This window comes from Pseudarthrobacter sp. AB1, from assembly GCF_014926485.1.
In the GTDB taxonomy this organism is placed as follows: Bacteria; Actinomycetota; Actinomycetes; order Actinomycetales; family Micrococcaceae; genus Arthrobacter.
In genome coordinates this window covers 1-19,982 of record NZ_PZKO01000059.1, presented here as the reverse complement: position 1 = coordinate 19,982, position 19,982 = coordinate 1, and the positions used below count along the sequence as shown (strand labels likewise).

The following is a 19,982-nucleotide window of genomic DNA, read 5'->3' as shown; positions in this document are numbered from 1 at the left end:
TCCGCAAGCATCTACGTCGTGCCGTGGAACAGGCGAAGGCTGCAGTCTGCGGAGTAAAAGGCCACTCAGCCCAGCAGCTGCGATAGCGAGGTGACCTCGTGACCGGAGAAATCCGGCGCAGGCTCCCCCACCCTGTTGAGCCAGATGCCGATCAGGCCCGCCGCCGTCGAACCTTCAGCGTCCAGCAGCCTGTTGTCCCCCACATAGAGGGTCTCCGCCGGCGCGATCCCCAACAGGCGGACGCCTTCGAGGTAGATGGCTGGCTCAGGCTTGGCTACCCCTACGGTGTCGGTCCCAACGAGGCGCATGACGCGTTCCAAGCCGGCACTGTCGAGCTTGGCCCGTTGGTAGTCGTGCACGTTGTTGCTTACGGCACCATAGGGGATGCCGGCCGCGTCCAGGTGATCCAGGAGCGGCAGCACGTCCTCAAAGGCCCGCACATAGCTGGGCTGCAGCCGGCTGTAGGCCGAGAGCCACCCGTGCGCTTCTTCGCCGTCGGCAAGTTCCACCCCGAAGTGCCCCAGAGCGGCGCGCCCCCGCAGGAGGCGCTGGTCATTGAAGGTCAACTCCCCCGCCAGGTACCTGTCGTAATAGTGGGTGGTCTCGTGCGTGAAGATCCTGCCGAAACGCTCCCACGAGGTCTGGTCCAGACCGGGCAGGAGATGTTCGCTGACCTCGCGCAGGGCTGTGGTCATGGCGTATTCGAGGTCCACGAGGGTGTCGTCGATGTCGAACAGGACGCCCCGGATGGTCCCGAAGCGCGTCTTCAGGACTCCGTCAGCGGTGGTGCCGGTGGCGGACATCAGCCGCGAAAGGTGCGGAGCCGGCTCAGGGACGAGTCCTTGCCCAGGATCACCATGGATTCGAAGAGCGGCGGGGAGATCCGGCGCCCGGAGATGGCTGTGCGCACAGGACCGAAGGCCAGCCGCGGCTTCAGCCCGAGGTCCTCCACGAGCGCCTGCTTCAGGGCCGCCTGGATCTCCTCCGGGTTCCAGTCCTGAACAGGCTCAAGGGCCGCCAGTGCGGCGTCAAGTACTTCGGTCAGGTTGGCGGGCAGGCCCTTGCGGGCGTCGTCTGCGACGTCAATCGCGTCGTCGGCCTTGAACAGGAAGGCGAGCATCTCCGGGGCCTCCCCCAGCAGGGTGATCCGCTCCTGGACGAGGGGAGCGGCCTCGGTGAGGATCTCTTCCTCCCGGTCGGTGAGGATCTCCCCTACCAGGTCCGCGGCCCGGAGGTACGGCACCATGCGCGCACGGAAATCGGCGGCCTCAAGCAGCCGGACGTGCGTGCCGTTGATCGCCTCTGCCTTCTTCAGGTCAAAACGTGCCGGGTTGGCCAGCACATCGTGGATGTCGAAATGCTCCACGAGCTGCTTGACGGTGAAGATGTCCTCGTCGGCGCTCAGCGACCAGCCCAGGAGGGACAGGTAGTTCAGCAGGCCCTCGGGGATAAAGCCGCGTTCGCGGTGCAGGAACAGGCTGGATTCGGGGTCGCGCTTGGAGAGCTTCTTGTTGCCCTGGCCCATGACATAGGGAAGGTGGCCGAACTCGGGCATGTACTCGGCCACGCCAATGGCGTAGAGGGCGCGGTACAGGGCGATCTGGCGGGGCGTGGAGCTGAGCAGGTCTTCGCCGCGCAGCACGTGGGTGATTCCCATCAGGGCATCGTCCACCGGGTTCACCAGCGTGTACAACGGCGCGCCGTTGGCACGGACCACCGCGAAGTCCGGCACGGAGCCTGCCTTGAACGTGATCTCGCCGCGGACGAGGTCCTTGAAGGTGAGGTCCTCGTCCGGCATCCGCAGGCGCAGCACGGCCTGGCGGCCTTCTGCCTTGTACTGGGCCAGCTGTTCGTCGGTGATGTGCCGGTCAAACCCGTCATACCCCAGCTTGGGGTCGCGGGATGCCGCACGGTGGCGGGCTTCGATTTCAGCCGGTGTGGAGTAGGACTCGTAAATGTGGCCCCCGGCCTTCAGCCGTGCGATGACATCCTGGTAGATATCGCTGCGTTGGGACTGGCGGTACGGCTCGTGCGGGCCGCCCACCTCGACTCCTTCGTCCCAGGTGATGCCCAACCACTTCAGCGCGTCCAGCAGCTGGTGGTAGCTTTCCTCGCTGTCGCGCGCCGAGTCCGTGTCCTCGATGCGGAAGACCAGGGTGCCCTTGGTGTGCCGGGCGTAGGCCCAATTGAACAGCGCCGTCCGGATCAGGCCCACGTGCGGAGTGCCCGTCGGTGACGGGCAGAACCGCACCCGGACCGGGGTTTCGGCGGTGACGGACGGGATGGCGGCAGGGTTCAGCTCGGAGGCAGTAGTCATAGTGGTTCCAACATTACCCGTCAGCGGCGGACCACCGGGTTGGACAGGCGGCCGATGCCCTCGATCTCCACGTCGTACCGGTCCCCCGCGGTGACGAGGTCGACGCCGGCCGGGGTGCCGGTCATGATGACGTCCCCGGGGAGCAGCGTGAAGGCCTGGGACACGATGGAGACGATTTCCCGGACACCGCGGATCATCTGGTTGGTGCTGCCGTTCTGGCGCAGTTCGCCGTTGAGCCAGCCCTTGATGGCCAGGTCTTCGGTGTCCAGCTCGGTCTCGATCCAGGGTCCGAGGGGTGCCGAGGTGTCGAAGCCCTTGGCCCTGGCCCACTGCAGGTCCGTTTTCTGGACATCGCGGGCGGTGAGGTCGTTGCCGCAGGTGTAGCCGAAAATGACGTCGTCGACGCGGTCTTCGGGGACGTCCTTGCAGATCCGGCCGATGACCACACACAGTTCGGCCTCGAACGAAACTTCGTCTGAGAATTCCGGCAGCACAATGGGATCGCCCGGGCCGATGACGGAGGTGTTCGGCTTCAGGAACAGCAGCGGCTGCTGAGGGACTTCATTGCCCAGTTCGGCGGCGTGCTCGGCGAAGTTGCGGCCCACGCCGATCACCTTGCTGCGGGGAATGATCGGAGCCAGGAGCCGGACGTCTTCGAGCTTGTGCTTGACGTGCGTGCGCTCCACCCCGTTGAAGAAGGGGTCGCCATTGATGACAGTGATTTCCTCACTGCCGGGCTCACCTTCAACTACGCCGTAGAGGGGATCAGAATCGACTACAAACCTGGCAATACGCATGGTCTCCAGCCTACCGTCTTGAGCGGCGGCACCTGCCTTTGCGTCATGTCCTGTGGTCAGGTGCCGGTCAGCCCACGGAGGTAGTCGAGCTGCGCGGCAACCGACATTTCGGCCGCCCGCCGGACGGAAGGGTCGACGTCGGCGTACACGGCGTCCGCCACGTCGGCCACCGTGGCGTCCCCGCCGAGCCGGGCCAGTGCTGCTCGGATCTGCGCCAGCCGCTCCTGCCGGTGCTCGCGGTAGGCGCGGGTGATGGCCTCCAGGGAGGGCAGCACCGGGCCGTGGGCCGGCAGGACCGCGGCCGCACCAAGGGCTTCGAGCCGGTCCAGGGACCGGAGGTAGTCCCCCAGCCTGCCGTCCGGGTAGTCCAGCATGGTGGTGCCCCGGCCCAGGATAGTGTCGCCGGTCAGTACTGAACCGTGCGGGCCGTCGTGGGGAAGATGGAAGCAGACGGAATCGGAGGTGTGGCCCGGCGTGGCCAGGACCTGGACCGTCACTCCCGCTGCCTGGATGGTTTCACGGTCCTCAAGGGGTTCGCCGCCGCCGTGGCAGTGCCGGGGATCGGCGGCACGGACCGGGGCTCCGGTGAGCTCATGGAGCCGCAGGGAGCCCGCGGTGTGGTCGGCATGCCGGTGCGTGACAAGGATGAGTTCCACGGGGCCTGCGTCCGCGAGTCGGCGGAGGTGGCCGTCGTCCGCGGGGCCCGGATCCACCACCACAGATGCGCTGGCTCCGGGGGAGGCGATGACGTACGAATTGGTGCCGTCCAGGCTCATAGGCCCGGGGTTGGGCGCCAGGATGAAAGCCGTCAGCGGGCTGCAGGTGTGGAGGGAGCCGCTCGGGATGGAGTTCACTGCACCATCTTCGCACCCGGCCGGCAAGGAATAACCGCACCCCCAGGGCTGGTGAGCCCAACGGCTGGGACGGACCTGCCCGCAGTTCCAGGACAACGCGGGGTCACTTAGCGCCCGTCCCGATGCAGATAATGGGCGCTAAGTAACCCCGCGTTGTATGGGCCAGGGGTGCGGAGGTCAGGCCAGACGCGTCAGCCAGCCGTGGGTATCCGGCGCGGTTCCAGTCTGGATGCCCAGGAGCTGTTCGCGGATGGCCATGGTGGTCTCCCCCGCCGTCGCGTCCTCGGAGCCGATGAATTCCGTGGTGTCCTTCAGGACACCGATCGGCGTGATCACCGCTGCGGTGCCGCAGGCAAATACCTCGACGATCTCGCCGGAGGCCATGCCGTCGCGCCATTCATCAAGGGTAATCTTGCGCTCCGTCACTTCACGGCCCATGTCCTTGGCCACCTGCATGACGGACATGCGGGTCACGCCTTCCAGGATGGTGCCGCTCAGCGCGGGAGTGACCAGTGAGCCGTCCTTCATCACGAAGAATACGTTCATGCCGCCGAGCTCTTCCACGGCGTCATCGTTGAAGTGGTCCAGGAACAGCACCTGCTTGCACCCGTTGGCTTCGGCTTCCTGCTGCGCGATCAGGGAAGCTGCGTAGTTGCCGCCGCACTTGGCCGCACCAGTGCCGCCGCGGCCAGCGCGGGCGTACTCGCGGGAGATCCAGATGGACACAGGCTTGAGTTCGCCGCCGAAGTAATTGCCGGCAGGCGATGCGATCACCCGGAAGGAGACCTCACGCGCTGCCCGGACACCCAGGAACGCCTCGGTGGCGATCATGAACGGGCGCAGGTACAGGGCCTCGCCCTCACCGGCAGGAACCCATTCCTTGTCCGCCTGCACAAGTTCCCGGATGGCGCCCAGGAAGTATTCCTCGGGCAGTTCCGGCAGCGCCAGGCGGCGGGCCGACTTGTTCAGGCGGGCCGCATTCGCCTCCGGACGGAAGGTCCAGATTGAGCCGTCAGCGTGGCGGTATGCCTTGAGGCCTTCGAAGATCTCCTGGCCGTAGTGCAGCACCGCCGCCGAGGGATCCAGGGAGATGGGTCCGTAGGCCTCAACGCGCGCTTTGTGCCAGCCACCTTCGCCTTGTTCGTCGACGCTGTAGTCGACGACGGCGGTGTGGTCGGTGAAGTAGTTGCCAAATCCCGGGTTTGCCAGGATGGCTGCACGCTCTTCAGCTGACTTCGGGTTTGCCGAGAGTTGCTGGTTAAATTCGACGCCATGGGCGGTCTGAGTCATGGTTCCTCCACAATCGGCTGCCTTCTGGATGTGGTTCAGCACTGAACCGCAGGGCAGCATTTGGTGATTCGAAACTAGCTTACGCCGGTTAACCGAGTCTCAAGAGCACGGCCTACAGCGCGGCAGCGATGGCATCCCCGACGGCGCTGGTACTGCGGGCGCCGCCGTCGCGGGTTTCGACGTCGGCGATCACTGCAGCTTCGATCCTGCGGGCCGCAGCGGTGTAGCCAAGGTGGTCCAGCAGGAGCACCGCGGACAGGATGGCCGCAGTGGGATCGGCCTTCTGCTGGCCAGCGATATCCGGGGCCGAGCCGTGGACCGGTTCAAACATGGACGGAGCCGTACGGTCCATGTTGATGTTGCCGGACGCCGCCAGCCCGATGCCGCCGGTGATGGCTGCTGCGAGGTCGGTCAGGATGTCGCCGAAGAGGTTGTCCGTGACAATGACATCGAAGCGGGAGGGGTCTGTGACCATAAAAATGGTGGCCGCATCGACATGCAGGTAATCGTGGGTGACCTCCGGGAATTCCTGGGCCACCGCCTCGACGGTGCGTTTCCACAGGTGGCCTGCGTAGACCAGGACGTTGTGCTTGTGCACCAGGGTCACATGCTTGCGTTCGCGGGCACTGGCGCGGCGGAAGGCATCGCGGACAACACGCTCCACGCCATATGCCGTGTTCAGTGAAACCTCGGTGGCCACCTCGTGCGGTGTGCCGGTGCGAAGGGAGCCGCCGTTGCCCACGTAAGGCCCCTCGGTTCCCTCCCGGACGACGATAAAATCGATGACGCCGGGATTCGCCAGCGGGCTGCCTACCGCTCCGTACAGCCGCGAAGGCCGCAGGTTGACGTAGTGGTCCAGGCTGAAGCGGAGCTTGAGCAGCATCTCCCGCTCGATGATGCCGGACGGAATACGGGTGTCACCGGGGGCGGCACCGACCGCACCGAAGAGGATCGCATCCCGCGTGCGCAGGTCGGCGAGGACCTCGTCCGGTAGGGTCTCGCCTGTGGCCAGCCAGTGCTCGGCACCGAGCTTGTAGTGGGTCTGCTCGAGGGCCACGCCTTCAGCGGCGACAGCCTTTTCGAGGACTTTCAGTGCCTCGGCAATGACCTCTGGGCCAATGCCGTCACCGGGAATGACAGCTAGATTGATCGTGGATGCACTCATGCTCCAAGAATATTAAGATCATCCGCATGCCGGACAATCAGTCTCATTTGTTGAGACGGAGGACTGGGTCCTCCGGTGAGGCCACCACCACCACGTTGGTGCCCCAGAAATCATCCGTGTAACAGGAAATGAGGACCAGCCTGTTGGGTGCCACTTGCCAGATGTGGCTGTCTTTGAGCCCGGATTTTTCGTAGGTAGTCACTGAATCCACCACGTAGGCCACTTCGCCCGTGGCTGTGGCCACGGTCAGCCTGTCACCTGCCGCCGCGTGTGTACTCAGCCGGTTGAACGGCGCGTCCCTGTCCACCCAGCTATGGCCGGCAATGTAGGTGGTATTGACCGAGCCCACTCCGGGCACACCGTAGGGCGACAGCCAGTAGCCGTCCATGGTGGGCGGCGGCACGATGGTCTGGGTGGCCTGGTCCTCGCCGGTGGGTTCGAGCGGGTGGACCACCACATCGATGTCTGCGGCCTGATACACCAGCCGCTGCGGCGGCGACGCTGCCGGACCCGCCGGGACCGGGGCGCCGGTGTCCGTGGAGGGCGTGGGGGTGGACGGCGCTGGGCCCTGGGTGTCCGTGGAGGGCGTGGGGGTGGACGGCGCTGGGCCCTGGGTGGTCGGCTGCACAGCAGCCCCGGTCACGGCCGGCGACGGTCCCGGCCCGGCCAGGAATGGCAGAAATGCGAACGCCAGGTAGGCCAGCACGCCACTCAGCGCCACAAAGACAATGCTCTTGGCGGGGAAGAGCCTTCCATCGCTGTCCATGGTCACCCCGCTTGTCAGTCGGATTTGCCCGGTTTGCCGGCAGGCGCCGTGCCCTTTGTGGCCACGGCGCCTGCCGGTGATTCAAACAGCACCCCTGCGGGCGCCAGTAGCCGGCGTCATTCCTTCCGGGGCCGGGATACGGTACCGCTGGCTGCCAGGGTCTTGCGGGCAGCCACTCCCGCTGCAGCGAGCAACATCACGACGATGCCAGCGGCCCAGGGGGCGATGGAAACGTCAGTCGAACCTGCCATTGCAGTCTGGACATTGAAGCCAGGGTTGTTGGCAGCTACGGCACCTTGACCCGTCGGTGTACCCACAACTGCCCCTCTGGGAGTTTCGCCCGGCGTCACCGGCGGCACCACAGGCGGGACCACCGGGGGGACCACCGGCGGCACAGTTGTGGGAACGCAACCGTTGTTGTAGGTTGCCTGCCCCTCAGCCGTCCAGTTCTGGCCAGCAGGCAGCACCGTGCCATCGTTCGGCGGGATGATGTCCTCAGAGTGCTGGTGGTTGGCATTGGCGTGGCCGTTGAGCCCGTTCAGGTCGATCGTCACCGACACGTACGGGTTGGTTGCCGATCCGGTGGCGTGGCAGATGGTGATCTTGTGACCCCCGTTGCCGTTCCCCGACTCACCCGGTGCCGCGCAGCCGGCATTCCAGACATCGACCCTGTCAAGGTTCTGGCCTCCGGGAAGTACATTTCCGTCGTTGGCCGGAATGATGTCTTCATCATCCTGGTGGCCCACGTGGCCGTTGAGCCCGTTAAGGTTGATGGTCACCGACACGTAGGGGTTGGTTGCCGAGCCGGTGGCATGGCAAATGGTGATCATTTTTTCGCTGTCGGGCGACGCGGTGGCCGGCGCTGTGGCACCCAATAGCGCAAGACCCGCGACACCAAAAGCGGCAAGGATCCGTTTCATTTCCGTCTCCATCCATTGTCTGGTCCAAACTGATCAGACAGGTGGAAGAACGGCGCCATCCCCGACACGGAGGGCTAAAGGCAAACGGACAGCATCGGGGCGACGGTTCTCCCAGATGCGAATCATCAGTTTGCTAACCAGATAAGGCTAGACAGACGGACACCAAGATGTCTCCAGTACTCAGTACCCGCCTTACAACGTGGGCTCTACTGACCGGCCCCGGAACCGTACTCAGTCCGCGTACCAGCAAGTAGCCAGCAGGGACATACCTAGGCTTCGGCCGGTTCCTCATACTTGGGGAAGACGGGCGCCGGAGCCGGTAGCGGAGTTCCGGCGACAATAGGCGTGGTGAGCGCGGAGAACTGGCGGGATCCGCCGTCGGGCTGTCCCAGCGTGTCCAACAGCGCGGCTGTGGCCGTGGGCATCACGGGTTGGGCCAGGATAGCCACGATGCGCAGCACTTCCAGCGTCACGTACAGCACGGTGTTCATGCGTTCGGCGTCGGTCTTCCGCAGTACCCAGGGAGCCTGCTCGGCAAAGTAGGCGTTGGTGTCCCCCAGGACCCCCCAGATGGCCTCGAGGGCGCGGCTGAATTCCTGCTTTTCGAACGCGGCCCGGGCCGTCTCCAGGAGGCCGTTGGCCTGCGCCAGGATCGCGGTGTCTTCAGCAGTGAAGGCGCCCGGAACCGGCACGCGGCCCTCGCAGTTCTTGGCCACCATGGACAGCGAACGCTGCGCCAGGTTGCCGAAGTTGTTGGCCAGGTCCGAGTTCATGCGGCCCACGATGGCCTCATGGTTGTAGCTGCCGTCGGCGCCGAACGGGACCTCGCGGAGGAAGAAGAACCGTACCTGGTCCAGGCCGTACTGCGCCACGAAGTCTGCCGGCGCCACCACGTTGCCGAGCGACTTGGACATCTTCACACCGTTGTTGTGCAGGAAGCCGTGGATCATCACGCGTTTGGGCAGCTCGATGCCGGCACTCATCAGGAACGCCGGCCAGTAGATGGCGTGGAACCGCGAGATGTCCTTGCCGATCACGTGGACGTCGGCGGGCCAGAACTTCTTGAATGATTCCGACTCCACGTCCGGGTAGCCGACGCCGGTCAGGTAGTTGGTGAGCGCGTCCACCCAGACGTACATGACGTGCTTGTCGTTGCCGGGGACAGGGACGCCCCAGTCGAAGGTGGTGCGGCTGATCGACAGGTCTTCGAGGCCGCGCTTGACGAAGCTGATGACCTCGTTGAAGCGGGACTGCGGTGCGCCGAACTCCGGCTGGGCCTCGTACAGTGCCAGCAGGCGGTCCTGGTAGGAGGACAGCCGGAAGAAGTAGCTCTCCTCAGCCGTCCACGTCACCTCGGTGTCCGTCTCCTTTGAGTACCGCACGCCGTCGTCCTTGACCACGGTGTCGTCCTCGACGTAGAAGGCCTCGTCCCGGACGGAGTACCAGCCTTCGTACTTGGACAGGTAGATGTCGCCGTTGGCTTCCATCTTCTTCCAGATGGCCTGCGACGCGGCGTAGTGGTCAGCGTCCGTGGTCCGGATGAAGCGGTCGTAGGTGATGCCCAGGGCGGCGTGGGCAGACTTGTAGACTTCCGCGTTGCGGTCCACCAGCGCCTTGGGCGTGAGGCCTTCCTTCTCGGCCGCCTGCGCAATCTTCATGCCGTGCTCATCCGTGCCCGTCAGGAACATCACGTCAAAGCCGTCAAGCCGCTTGAAGCGCGCCATGGCGTCGGTGGCGATGTACTCGTAGGCGTGCCCGATGTGCGGAACACCGTTCGGGTAGGTGATGGCCGTAGTGATGTAGAACGGGGTTTTGGCTGTTGCGCTCACGTGCGGACGTTACCTTTGGTGCGAAGGGGTAGGGCTAGATCAGTTCAGTCAGCGTATCGCTCAGGCGGACCAGTTCGTGGTCGTGTGAAGCGACCAGTACTGCGATTCCGTCCGAGGTGGTGTCCTTCAGGATGCTGATGATGCGGTTGGCGGAGGCCCGGTCCAGGCTGGCCGTGGGCTCATCAACCACCAGCACCCGCGTGCCCAGGATGAGGGCGCGGGCGATCGCCACTCGCTGGCGTTCGCCACCGGACAACTGGGCCGGACGGTGCCGCATCCGACGGCCCAGGCCCACCAGGTCCAGGAGGTCCTTGGCCATGTCGCGGCGCTGGTCCACCTCGCCGTCGGGCACTGCCGGCAGGAGCACGTTTTCAAGGGCGCTCATGCCGTCGATAAGTGCACCGCCCTGGTCAACGTAACCGATCAGGGCCCGACGGCGGTCGGCGATTTCGTCGTCGCCCATGCTTTCGAGGGAATCCCCTTCCCAGAAGACACGGCCCGACGTCGGCAGGGTCAGACCCGCGCCGACGGTCAGGATGCTGGTCTTGCCGGATCCGCTTCGGCCGGCCACGCAGTGCATCTCGCCGGCGTGCAGCGTGAGGTCGAAGCCCTCCACGACACTGACTGCTTCGGCACCGCCCTTGCCGCCGCCGTAGCGGATGGTGATGCCGCTCAGTTCCAGCGGGGTCCCGTGGTCCGCGGCCTTGACGATGGTGTTGGCACGGGTCTGCAGGGGCGCCTCAGCCAGGCCGGACCTCCGGCTCCGGTGAACATTCGTCTCGTTTGTCATTGGACCACTTTCGTTGCAATCGGTATCCAGCAAAGTACAGCCACCAGGCCGGCGACTCCGGCCCACAGCGCGGCATACGGGGCAAGAAGCAGCCCGATGCCCAGCGCGCCCAGGACGCCCAGCGGCAGGGCCAGCGTGCCTACCAGCGCGTTTTCGAAAAGCCGGACCTGACGCAGCATGTCCGGGTTCCAGCCCATGGCCTCAAGGATGCCCAGGTACTGGCGTTTGGCGTTCAGCTCAAACCTGCCGGTAACCAACGTCAGGGTCAGGCCCACGGCGACGCCGGCGAGAGCCAGGAGCACGCTGGGCAGCGCCACGCTTGTTGCGGCCAGTGCGCTGAGCGCACTCGCCCCCGCTGCACGGGGGATGTCGATGAGCAAGGCAACCAGCCCGCCTACCGCGGCTCCAAACACGCCCACTGCGACGGCCAGGGACAGGGTGTTGAACTTGTTCGTGCTGAGCTGCCGGTTGGCAAACGTCAGCGGAGAGTCGACCGGGATCAGCCGCTCGTCGTGCTGCGGTTCCTGGTCCACCTCATCGCGGTGGCGCAGCTGTTGCGCGGCGAAGAAAGCTGCTGCCGCATACAGGACCAGGACGGAGGCCGAGACGATGGCTGTGGTCACGCTCCAGCTCACCAGGCTCAGGACAATCCCGGCTACTGCGAGCAGCGCAGCGCCGACGGCGAATTCCTCGAGCACCCATTTCCTGATGCGCAGCTGGGTCCAGCCCATGGCGCGGAGGGTTCCGGCTTCGCGTTTGCGTTTCCGGATGTAGCTGACGGTGGAGGCGCCGGTCAGCAGCGCGGCTCCACAGAGGGTGAGGAAAAGAAGTGTGACGTTGGACCCGGTCAGCGAGCCGGAGACTGCGTCGGCGGCGTTCTGCCGGACCCAGGACTGCTGGACAGTGCCCAGCGCTGACTCCTTGCCGGCGTCGTCCTTTGAGTAGCCGGGGACAAAAATGCTGGCGTCTTCACGGGCGGAACCGGCCACGACAGTAGCCTCGAGACCCATCCCGCGGATCTCGCTGGCGAGCTTGTCGACGTCCGGCTGGGCTTCCTTCCAGCTGCCGGGGGCCTTGGCCCGGACACGCACCGCATCGATTACGGAGGCGTTGTCCTTGTAGCCGCGGGCCGCGGCCAGGCCGTAGAAGTCGGTGATGGCGCCAGCCGACTGGCTTGCCAGTCCGGTGGCACTGAGTGAAGGCTTGAGTTCGGCAGCGGTGACCGACTTGCCTTCGGCGTCCTTGGTGAGGGTAAACGGTGTGGGGTCGTAGCCACCCAGCGGGAGTCGGTTGACGTCCCCGGCGGCCTTTTCGACGGCCGAGGGGTCAAAGGTCCCATAGACCATGGCCAGCGGAGCTGCGAGCTTCTCCCCCGTTGCCAGGTCTTCCCGGTAGGAACGTTCATCCACGGGCTCACGCTGGGTCTGGTCCACCGGGGCGCCGTTGGCACCCTTCTCCGGTAGCCGGTTAACGGTGACCCAGTCGCTGGGAACGGCGGTCTTCTGGACTGCGCCATTGGCTGCGGCTTCGCCGTCGGTGTACTTCGGCGCGGCTGCGAAGTCGTTGCTCCACGTAGCCGGGGTATAGAGCCCCTGGTTGAAGTTGCCGGCGCTGCCAAAGAGGCCGGAGTGATCGGTGGAACCGGGCCAGGACAACGCGAAGGGGTCCTTGGACACGAAAGGCAGGTAGTCCTTGCCGAGGGACCGCGTGGCCGTGCCGACTTCCTTGACCACCTTGCCCGCGGCGTCGATCTCCTCGATCTTTACGTTGTATTTCAGGTCCAGGGAGGTGCCTGAACGGACAATCAGGGGAATCGCCTGCGATTCCGCGGTCAGCTGTCCGCTGCGCTTGGCCAGCTGGTACTGCGTCATCAGCGGTGCCCAGTATTTGAGTTTGACGCCGAGGAAGTCGGGGCCTTCATTGAGCTCTTCCGTGCTGATGCCGTTGGTGAAGAGGCTTTCGAAGTGCCGGCCGATCGCTCCGGCGTTGCGCGCGTCAGCGGGCGGAGCCTTCTCCAACGGGGCCAGGAAGTCGCCGGCGGAGCCAAGCAATGCGCGCTCGGAAACGGGATCGACGGCCACCACGGACTCCGTCACTTCGGGAGACAGCGGCAGGGATACAGAAAGGTTGAACAGATTGTGTTCGGAGCCGCCGGCAGGAGCGGGGAACTTGATGCCCGTCTCGCCTGCGGGAGGTGCGATCCGGATGCTGGTGCCCCCTGCCGTCTGCTCTTCGAGCAGTCGGGCCTTGCCCAGGCTGCCCTCGGCGCTGGACTTGAACAGGGTCTGCTCTGAGACGCCGTCGGAGCTGACGGCGCTGGCGGTCAGGCGGTAGTTCTTGGCGGTGTCGCCGAGAACTGACTCGGCGGCGGGCCATTTGCTGGGCTCTGTGGCGCCGGCGGCCTGGTCTGTAGCGGCAGTGCCTGCCAATCCGGAGTTATAGCCAAGGTAGTCCATGGCGTCGAGCCGCGGAGCCTCCAGGTTCTGTGTCACGCGGGACACCAGGCTGATGGGGGCCGCCACGGAGGTTCCGGAAAGTTTCCGGATGTTCTCGAGCTGGTCAAAGCTGATGCCGCCGCCGCCGTTGGCGATCTCCGGCTGCATCAGCTCCCCGGAGCCTGCCTTGGCCTGGACGAGGACGTCGTAGAGACCCCGTGAGTTCTCATCCACCGTTCGGTTCAGCGCGGCCTGAGACTGGCCTTGGACGAGGACCGACAAGCACATGGCTGCGATCAAGATGGCCGCGGTCAGCAGCAGCACTTTGCTTCTGATGAATCGCTGGACGGCGTTCATTGGGCTCCCTGAAACCTGGATTGCGTGCGCACACCGGGATCCGCAGGCGGCGGACATGAAGGATTTCCTGCCTGGTGTGCAAAAAGTATTGGCCGGTCTGCCGGCCTGGTCCCGAAACGGGACCCAGCCATTGTAAGCAGACCGGCCAATCATACGTGGCCGACGTTAATCTTCGGTCACGCGTAGTTGATGGCGGTGCGGTACTTAGTCCTCGAGGTCCACTTCGCGGACCATCTCGGCGCCGATGCCTGCCTTGATGGCGTCAAGCACCTGCTGCGGAACGGAGCTGTCGATGGTAAGCAATGCCAGTACCTGGCCGCCTTCCGCCTGCCGTGCCACCTGCATGCCGGCAATGTTGATGTTGTTCATGCCCAGAACGTGTCCGATGGTTCCGATCACACCGGGCCGGTCGGCGTAGGCCACCACCACGAGGTGCTCGCTGATGGGGATCTCCACGTCGTAGCCGTTGACGCCGACGAGCTTCTGGATCTGCTTCGGGCCAGTGAGCGTACCTGCCACTGAGATCTGGCTGCCGTCGCTCAAAGCACCCCGGATGGTCAGGACGTTGCGGTAGTCCTCCGCTTCCGCCGACGTGATGAGGCGGACGTTGATGCCGCGCTGTTCGGCGATGACCGGGGCATTGACGTAGGAAACCTGTTCGGTCACCACATCGGCGAAGATACCCTTGAGCGCGGCAAGTTCCAGGACCTTCACGTCAAGGGCCGCGATCTCGCCGGACACCTCGACGTCGATCTGGGTCAGGGAGGCGTGGGTCAGGGCGGTGAAAATCCGGCCCAGCTTTTCGATCAGCGGGATGCCCGGACGGACGTCGGGGGCGATCACGCCGCCGGCCACGTTCACGGCATCCGGTACGAGTTCGCCGGCCAGCGCCAAACGCACGGACTTGGCGACGGAGACGCCTGCCTTCTCCTGGGCTTCGTCGGTGGATGCACCCAGATGCGGGGTGACCACTACATTGTCCAGGGCGAAGAACGGCAGGTCCGTGCTGGGTTCCTTGACGAAGACGTCCACGGCTGCGCCGGCGATCTGGCGGTCCTGCAGGGCGGCGTAAAGTGCCTCTTCGTCCACGAGGCCGCCACGGGCCACGTTGACAACGTATGCGGTGGACTTCATCTTGGTGAACGCGTCGGCGCCGAGCATACCGACGGTTTCCGGCGTCTTGGGCATGTGGATGGTGACGAAGTCAGCCTGGCTCAGCAGTTCGTCGAGGGTGACGAGCTTGACGCCGAGCTGCGCGGCGCGTGCAGAGGTGATGTACGGATCATAGGCAAGGATCTCGGTGTCGAAACCCTGGAGGCGGGCAGCAACGAGGGCGCCGATCCGGCCCAGGCCAATAATGCCAATCTTCTTCTCGAAGAGTTCGATGCCGGTGTACTTGGAGCGCTTCCATTCACCGTTTTTCAGCGCGGAGCTGGCCTGCGGGATGTGGCGTGCGAGGCTAAGGATGTGGCCCACCGTCAGTTCCGCTGCCGAAATGATGTTCGACGTCGGGGCGTTGACCACCATCACGCCGGCTTGTGTGGCGGCTTTGATGTCAACGTTGTCCAGGCCAACACCGGCGCGGGCGATGACCTTGAGGTTCTTCGCGGCGGCAATGGCTTCGGCGTCCACCTGCGTGGCGGAGCGGACCAGGATGGCGTCCACGTCTGCGATGGCGGCGAGCAGCTGGGTCCGGTCTGCGCCGTCGGTGTGGCGGATCTCGAAGTCCGGGCCGAGGGCCTCGATGGTGGCGGGCGAAAGTTCTTCGGCGAGCAGTACTACGGGTTTTGACACGGCTGATCCTCTGCGTTGCAGTCCTTGGGATGGGAACAAGTCTAGGCTGACAGAAAGGCCGGGCTCACATTGTTAAGTGTGAGCCCGGCCTCACTGTTGCACGGTGAATGGCGCCGGAAGGGCAGACTTAGCGGGCTGCGGAGCCGTCTACGTAGTCCTCGTCCGTCTGCTGCCAGGCGAACAGGGAGCGCAGCTCGCGGCCAACGGCCTCGATCGGGTGCTGCTCAGCCTTGGCACGAAGGGCCATGAACTCGGCGCCGCCGTTGTCCTGGTCGTCAATGAACCGCTTGGCGAAGGCACCACTCTGGATGTCGCCGAGGACGGCCTGCATGTTTTCCTTCACCGCGGGGGTGATGACGCGCGGGCCGGAGACGTAGTCGCCGTACTCTGCGGTGTCGGATACGCTCCAGCGCTGCTTGGCGATGCCGCCTTCCCACATGAGGTCAACGATGAGCTTGAGCTCGTGAAGCACCTCGAAGTAGGCGATCTCGGGCTGGTAGCCGGCCTCGGTCAGGGTCTCGAAGCCGTACTGGACCAGCTGGGACACGCCGCCGCACAGGACAGCCTGCTCGCCGAAGAGGTCGGTTTCGGTCTCTTCGGTGAAGGTGGTCTTGATGACGCCGGCGCGGGTGCCGCCGATGGCTTTTGCGTAGGACTTGGCCAGGTCCCAGGCTGCGCCGGAGGCGTCCTGCTCCACGGCGATGATGTCCGGGATGCCACGGCCGGCTTCGAATTCGCGGCGCACGGTGTGGCCCGGAGCCTTCGGAGCGATCAGGATGACGTCAACGCCCTCAGGCGCTTCGATGTAGCCGAAGCGGATGTTGAAGCCGTGGGCGAAGGCCAGTGCCTTGCCGGGGGTCAGCTTGTCCTTGATGGATTCGTTGTAGATGGAGCGCTGGTGCTGGTCCGGTGCCAGGATCATGATGACGTCGGCCCATTCGGCGGCGTCGGAAACGGTCAGGGCCTTGAAGCCGGCTTCTTCGGCCTTGGCGATCGACTTCGAGCCCTCCTTGAGGGCAATAACAACCTCGACGCCGGAATCGCGCAGGTTCAGCGCATGGGCGTGGCCCTGGGAGCCATAGCCAACAATGGCAACCTTGCGGCCCTGGATGATCGACAGGTCTGCGTCGTCGTCGTAGAACATTTCAGTCACTTGGGTAACTCCTCTTGAGTGTTTTTGCTGGGTAAATAGTCTGGGGTGTTGCGGTACTGCACGGGCAATGCGCCGCAGGTGGGACGTGCCCCGCCTGACTAAGCGCTGCGCAAAGCCCTGTCACTCATGGAGCGGGATCCCCGTCCAACGGCCAGGGTGCCGGACTGCACAATTTCGCGGATGCCGAACGGCTCGAGCACTGAGAGCAGCGCCGTGAGCTTTTCGGGGTGGCCTGTTGCTTCAATGACCACGGAGTCTGTGGAGACGTCAACCACTGAAGCACGGAACAGGTCTGCAGCCTGGGTCACCTGCAGACGAGTTGCGGCATCCGCACGTACCTTGACCAGGATGTGGTCTCGCTGTACGGAAGATTCGGAGGTCAGCTCAACAATCTTGATCACGTTGACCAGCTTGTTGAGCTGCTTGGTGACCTGTTCAATGAGGTCACCGTCGGCGTCGACGACGACGGTCATCCGGGACATGCCCGGAACTTCCGTCGGGCCCACGGCCAAGGAGTTGATGTTAAAGGCGCGTCGGGCAAAGAGGCTCGCGACGCGGGTCAGTACACCGGGCTTGTCTTCAACCAGAACGGACAATGTGTGGCGGGTCATGTTCAGTCCTCCTCTTCCCATTCCGGGGTCATGTTGCGGGCAACCTGGATCTGGTCGTTGCTCACGCCGGCGGGCACCATTGGCCACACCATGGAGTCGGGGCTCACCACGAAGTCGATGACCACGGGTCGGTCATTGATTTCGAGGGCCTTCTGGATGGTGGCATCAATGTCCTCGTCCCGCTCGCAGCGGAAGGAAGCGCAGCCGTAGGCCTCCCCCAGCTTGACGAAGTCCGGGATCCGGACGGTCTCGTGGCCGGTGTTGAGGTCCGTGTTGGAGTAGCGGCCCTCGTAGAACAGGGTCTGCCACTGGCGGACCATGCCCAGCGAGGAGTTGTTGATGATGGCAACCTTGATGGGGATCTTGTTAATGGCGCAGGTGGCCAGTTCCTGGTTGGTCATTTGGAAGCAGCCGTCACCGTCGATGGCCCAGACCACACGGTCCGGATCTCCCACCTTGGCACCCATGGCGGCCGGGACGGCATAGCCCATGGTGCCGGCGCCGCCTGAGTTCAGCCAGGCATGCGGACGCTCGTACTTGATGAACTGTGCGGCCCACATCTGGTGCTGGCCAACGCCGGCAACGTAGATGCCTTCCGGCCCTGTCAACGCCCCGATACGTTCGATGACGCGCTGTGGGGCGCTGAGCCCGTCCTCCGGCTCGGTCCATCCCAGCGGATACGTCTCCTTAAGGTTGTTAAGGAAAGCCCACCAGGTGGTGAGGTCCGGCGTGCCGGCGGACTCGAATTGTGAGCGGACCGCCTCGGTGAGTTCGGGGATGATTTCCTTGACAGATCCCACGATCGGAACGTCGGCGGTGCGGTTCTTGGAGATCTCAGCGGGATCGATGTCCGCATGGATCACCTTGGCGTGCGGCGCGAAGGACTTCAGGATGCCCGTCACGCGGTCATCGAAGCGGGCCCCGAGGGTGATGAGCAGATCGGACTGCTGCAGCGCCGTGACGGCGGAAACGGTGCCGTGCATACCCGGCATGCCTACGTGCTGCGGGTGGGAATCGGGGAACACGCCGCGTGCCATCAGGGTGGTGACAACGGGGGCGCCGGTGAGTTCCGCCAGTTCGCGGAGTTCCGCGGAAGCGTGTGCCTTGACCACGCCGCCGCCCACGTACAGCACCGGCTTGGTGGCCGCAGCGATCAGCTTGGCTGCTTCGCGGACCTGCTTGTTATGGCCGCGCGTCACCGGACGGTAACCGGGGAGGTCGATCTTCGGCGGCCAGGAGAAGGTCATCTGACCCTGTTGGGCGTCCTTGGCGACGTCCACGAGGACCGGGCCGGGACGGCCGGACGAGGCCAGGTGGAAGGCCTCCGCCATAACGTGAGGGATGTCATTGGGGTCGGTCACCAGGAACGAATGCTTGGTGATCGGCATGGTGATGCCGACAATGTCGGCTTCCTGGAACGCGTCGGTGCCGATCACACCGCTGGATACCTGGCCGGTAATGGCCACCAGCGGCACGGAATCCATGTGGGCATCCATGATGGCGGTAACGAGGTTGGTGGCACCGGGTCCCGAGGTGGCGATACAGACGCCCACCCGGCCGGTAACCATGGCATAGCCTTGCGCGGCGTGGCCGGCTCCCTGTTCGTGACGGACCAGGACGTGATTCATGCTGGAGGCCATCAAGGGGTCATAGGTAGGCAGGATCGCGCCACCAGGCAAACCAAAAATATCGTCGACGCCGAGTTCTTCGAGCGATCGGACAATAGCTTGTGAGCCGGTCATCACCGTTGGGGGTACAACGTTGTTCGGCCCAAGGACAGGAGAGACAGCGGCAAGATCAGCGACGACGGCGGCCTGGTCAGCCGTTCGGTCGGCGCGTTCCGGAGCCTTCGGGGCTCCAGCGGACTTAGTAGCCATCAGCGAGGGGCTGATCGGCGATCCTTTGCTCATCGGACTCTTCCTTGTGGATCATCTGTGTACTTGGAAAATGCGGAAATAAAAAAACCCCTCAGCCTGGTGGCTTTCGAGGGGTTGCGCGTGACGGTTCGTTACCAGTCGGGCTAGTCAGCCACGCGCTTGGTAAGGACGACGGATACACCCAAAGCGGCGCCGACAGTAACGAATGCGATCATGCGTTCAGTTTTCCCTCTGCGTGAGATGCCTGTCAACGAGGACTGTGCGCATCTCACAGTGTGGACTCCATTGTCCACGGACTGATCCTACCCCGGCCCTTCGGCGCAAGCGCCGTCCGCCCGGGCCTATGGATCAGCCCTTCTTAAGCCCTGCCGCCTCCGGCGGTTGCATCGCCACCGGAGGCTTGAGGTACTTGGGTATCACCCGCAGTATGCACCTGTGCTGGCGCTGTGGACCAGTTTGGCGTACTTGGCGAGCACGCCCTTGGTGAACTTGGCAGGGAGGGGCTCCCAGCCAATCTTGCGGGATTCGAGTTCGGCCTCGTCGACCAGCAGGTCGAAGCTTCGGGCGGCGATGTCCACCCGGATCCGGTCGCCGTCCTTGACGAAGGCGATGGGGCCGCCGTCGACAGCTTCCGGTGCCACGTGGCCAATACACAGGCCTGTGGTTCCACCGGAAAAGCGGCCGTCGGTGAGGAGCAGGACGTCCTTGCCCAGCCCGGCGCCCTTGATTGCGCCGGTGATGGCGAGCATCTCGCGCATGCCCGGGCCGCCCTTGGGGCCCTCGTAGCGGATGACCACAACGTCGCCGGCCTTGATCAGGCCCTGGTCCAGTGCGGCCAGGGCGCCCTGCTCACGCTCGAACACACGGGCGGTGCCTTCGAAGACGTCGGCATCGAAGCCGGCGCTCTTCACTACCGCACCTTCAGGCGCCATGGAGCCGTGCAGGATGGTGATGCCGCCGGTCTTGTGGATCGGGTTGTCCATGGCACGCAGGATCTTGCCGTCCAGGTCCGGCGGGTTGATCGCAG

Annotated in this window: 16 protein-coding genes; all 16 read right to left on the bottom strand. The window is 64.7% G+C overall.

Translation table 11 applies throughout. The features are described from left to right. Positions 1–65 precede the first annotated feature (65 nt). Entirely contained in the window at positions 66–803 is a 738-nt protein-coding gene (locus tag DAD99_RS16495) for an HAD family hydrolase (protein ID WP_193342396.1), read from the bottom strand. Continuing rightward, a complete protein-coding gene (gene gltX, locus DAD99_RS16490) occupies positions 803–2,317 on the bottom strand; it encodes a glutamate--tRNA ligase (RefSeq protein WP_193342395.1) in 1,515 nt (504 codons plus the stop codon). The genes DAD99_RS16495 and gltX overlap by 1 nt, the downstream gene beginning before the upstream one ends. A gap of 20 nt (positions 2,318–2,337) precedes the next feature. Continuing rightward, on the bottom strand, positions 2,338–3,114 hold the full coding sequence (locus DAD99_RS16485; protein ID WP_193342394.1) for a fumarylacetoacetate hydrolase family protein: 777 nt from the start codon (positions 3,112–3,114) through the stop codon (positions 2,338–2,340). A 56-nt stretch (positions 3,115–3,170) separates the two neighbouring features. Beyond that, the gene (locus DAD99_RS16480; RefSeq protein WP_309233334.1) at positions 3,171–3,968 is read right to left on the bottom strand and encodes an MBL fold metallo-hydrolase; all 798 of its coding nucleotides are present in this window, start codon (positions 3,966–3,968) and stop codon (positions 3,171–3,173) included. 177 nt (positions 3,969–4,145) lie between these two features. Continuing rightward, positions 4,146–5,258 carry a branched-chain amino acid aminotransferase gene (locus DAD99_RS16475; protein ID WP_193342393.1) on the bottom strand — a complete coding sequence of 371 codons (1,113 nt, stop codon included), beginning with the start codon at positions 5,256–5,258 and terminating at the stop codon, positions 4,146–4,148. A 112-nt stretch (positions 5,259–5,370) separates the two neighbouring features. Continuing rightward, positions 5,371–6,423: a 3-isopropylmalate dehydrogenase gene (locus DAD99_RS16470; protein ID WP_193342392.1), complete on the bottom strand. Its 1,053-nt coding sequence runs from the start codon at positions 6,421–6,423 to the stop codon at positions 5,371–5,373. 43 nt (positions 6,424–6,466) lie between these two features. Then, entirely contained in the window at positions 6,467–7,189 is a 723-nt protein-coding gene (locus DAD99_RS16465; protein ID WP_193342391.1) for a class F sortase, read from the bottom strand. Positions 7,190–7,305: 116 nt separating this feature from the next. Beyond that, positions 7,306–8,109, bottom strand: coding sequence for a hypothetical protein (locus DAD99_RS16460; RefSeq protein ID WP_193342390.1), 804 nt, complete (start codon positions 8,107–8,109; stop codon positions 7,306–7,308). A 269-nt stretch (positions 8,110–8,378) separates the two neighbouring features. Then, positions 8,379–9,938 (bottom strand): methionine--tRNA ligase, encoded by a 1,560-nt coding sequence (gene metG, locus DAD99_RS16455; protein WP_193342389.1) that lies wholly within the window; start codon positions 9,936–9,938, stop codon positions 8,379–8,381. Positions 9,939–9,972: 34 nt separating this feature from the next. Further along, positions 9,973–10,728 carry an ABC transporter ATP-binding protein gene (locus DAD99_RS16450; RefSeq protein WP_185260865.1) on the bottom strand — a complete coding sequence of 252 codons (756 nt, stop codon included), beginning with the start codon at positions 10,726–10,728 and terminating at the stop codon, positions 9,973–9,975. After that, entirely contained in the window at positions 10,725–13,520 is a 2,796-nt protein-coding gene (locus tag DAD99_RS16445) for an ABC transporter permease (protein WP_193342388.1), read from the bottom strand. The genes DAD99_RS16450 and DAD99_RS16445 overlap by 4 nt, the downstream gene beginning before the upstream one ends. Positions 13,521–13,724: 204 nt before the next feature. Beyond that, the gene (gene serA / locus DAD99_RS16440) at positions 13,725–15,314 is read right to left on the bottom strand and encodes a phosphoglycerate dehydrogenase (RefSeq protein WP_193342387.1); all 1,590 of its coding nucleotides are present in this window, start codon (positions 15,312–15,314) and stop codon (positions 13,725–13,727) included. A gap of 127 nt (positions 15,315–15,441) precedes the next feature. Further along, a complete protein-coding gene (gene ilvC, locus DAD99_RS16435; RefSeq protein WP_193342386.1) occupies positions 15,442–16,467 on the bottom strand; it encodes a ketol-acid reductoisomerase in 1,026 nt (341 codons plus the stop codon). Positions 16,468–16,565: 98 nt separating this feature from the next. After that, a complete protein-coding gene (gene ilvN / locus DAD99_RS16430; RefSeq protein ID WP_028271611.1) occupies positions 16,566–17,078 on the bottom strand; it encodes an acetolactate synthase small subunit in 513 nt (170 codons plus the stop codon). 2 nt (positions 17,079–17,080) lie between these two features. Beyond that, positions 17,081–18,988, bottom strand: a complete 1,908-nt coding sequence (locus DAD99_RS16425) for an acetolactate synthase large subunit (protein WP_193342385.1) — start codon at positions 18,986–18,988, stop codon at positions 17,081–17,083. A 383-nt stretch (positions 18,989–19,371) separates the two neighbouring features. Continuing rightward, a partial coding sequence (locus DAD99_RS16420; RefSeq protein WP_193342384.1) for a dihydroxy-acid dehydratase occupies positions 19,372–19,982 on the bottom strand: 611 nt, incomplete at its 5' end.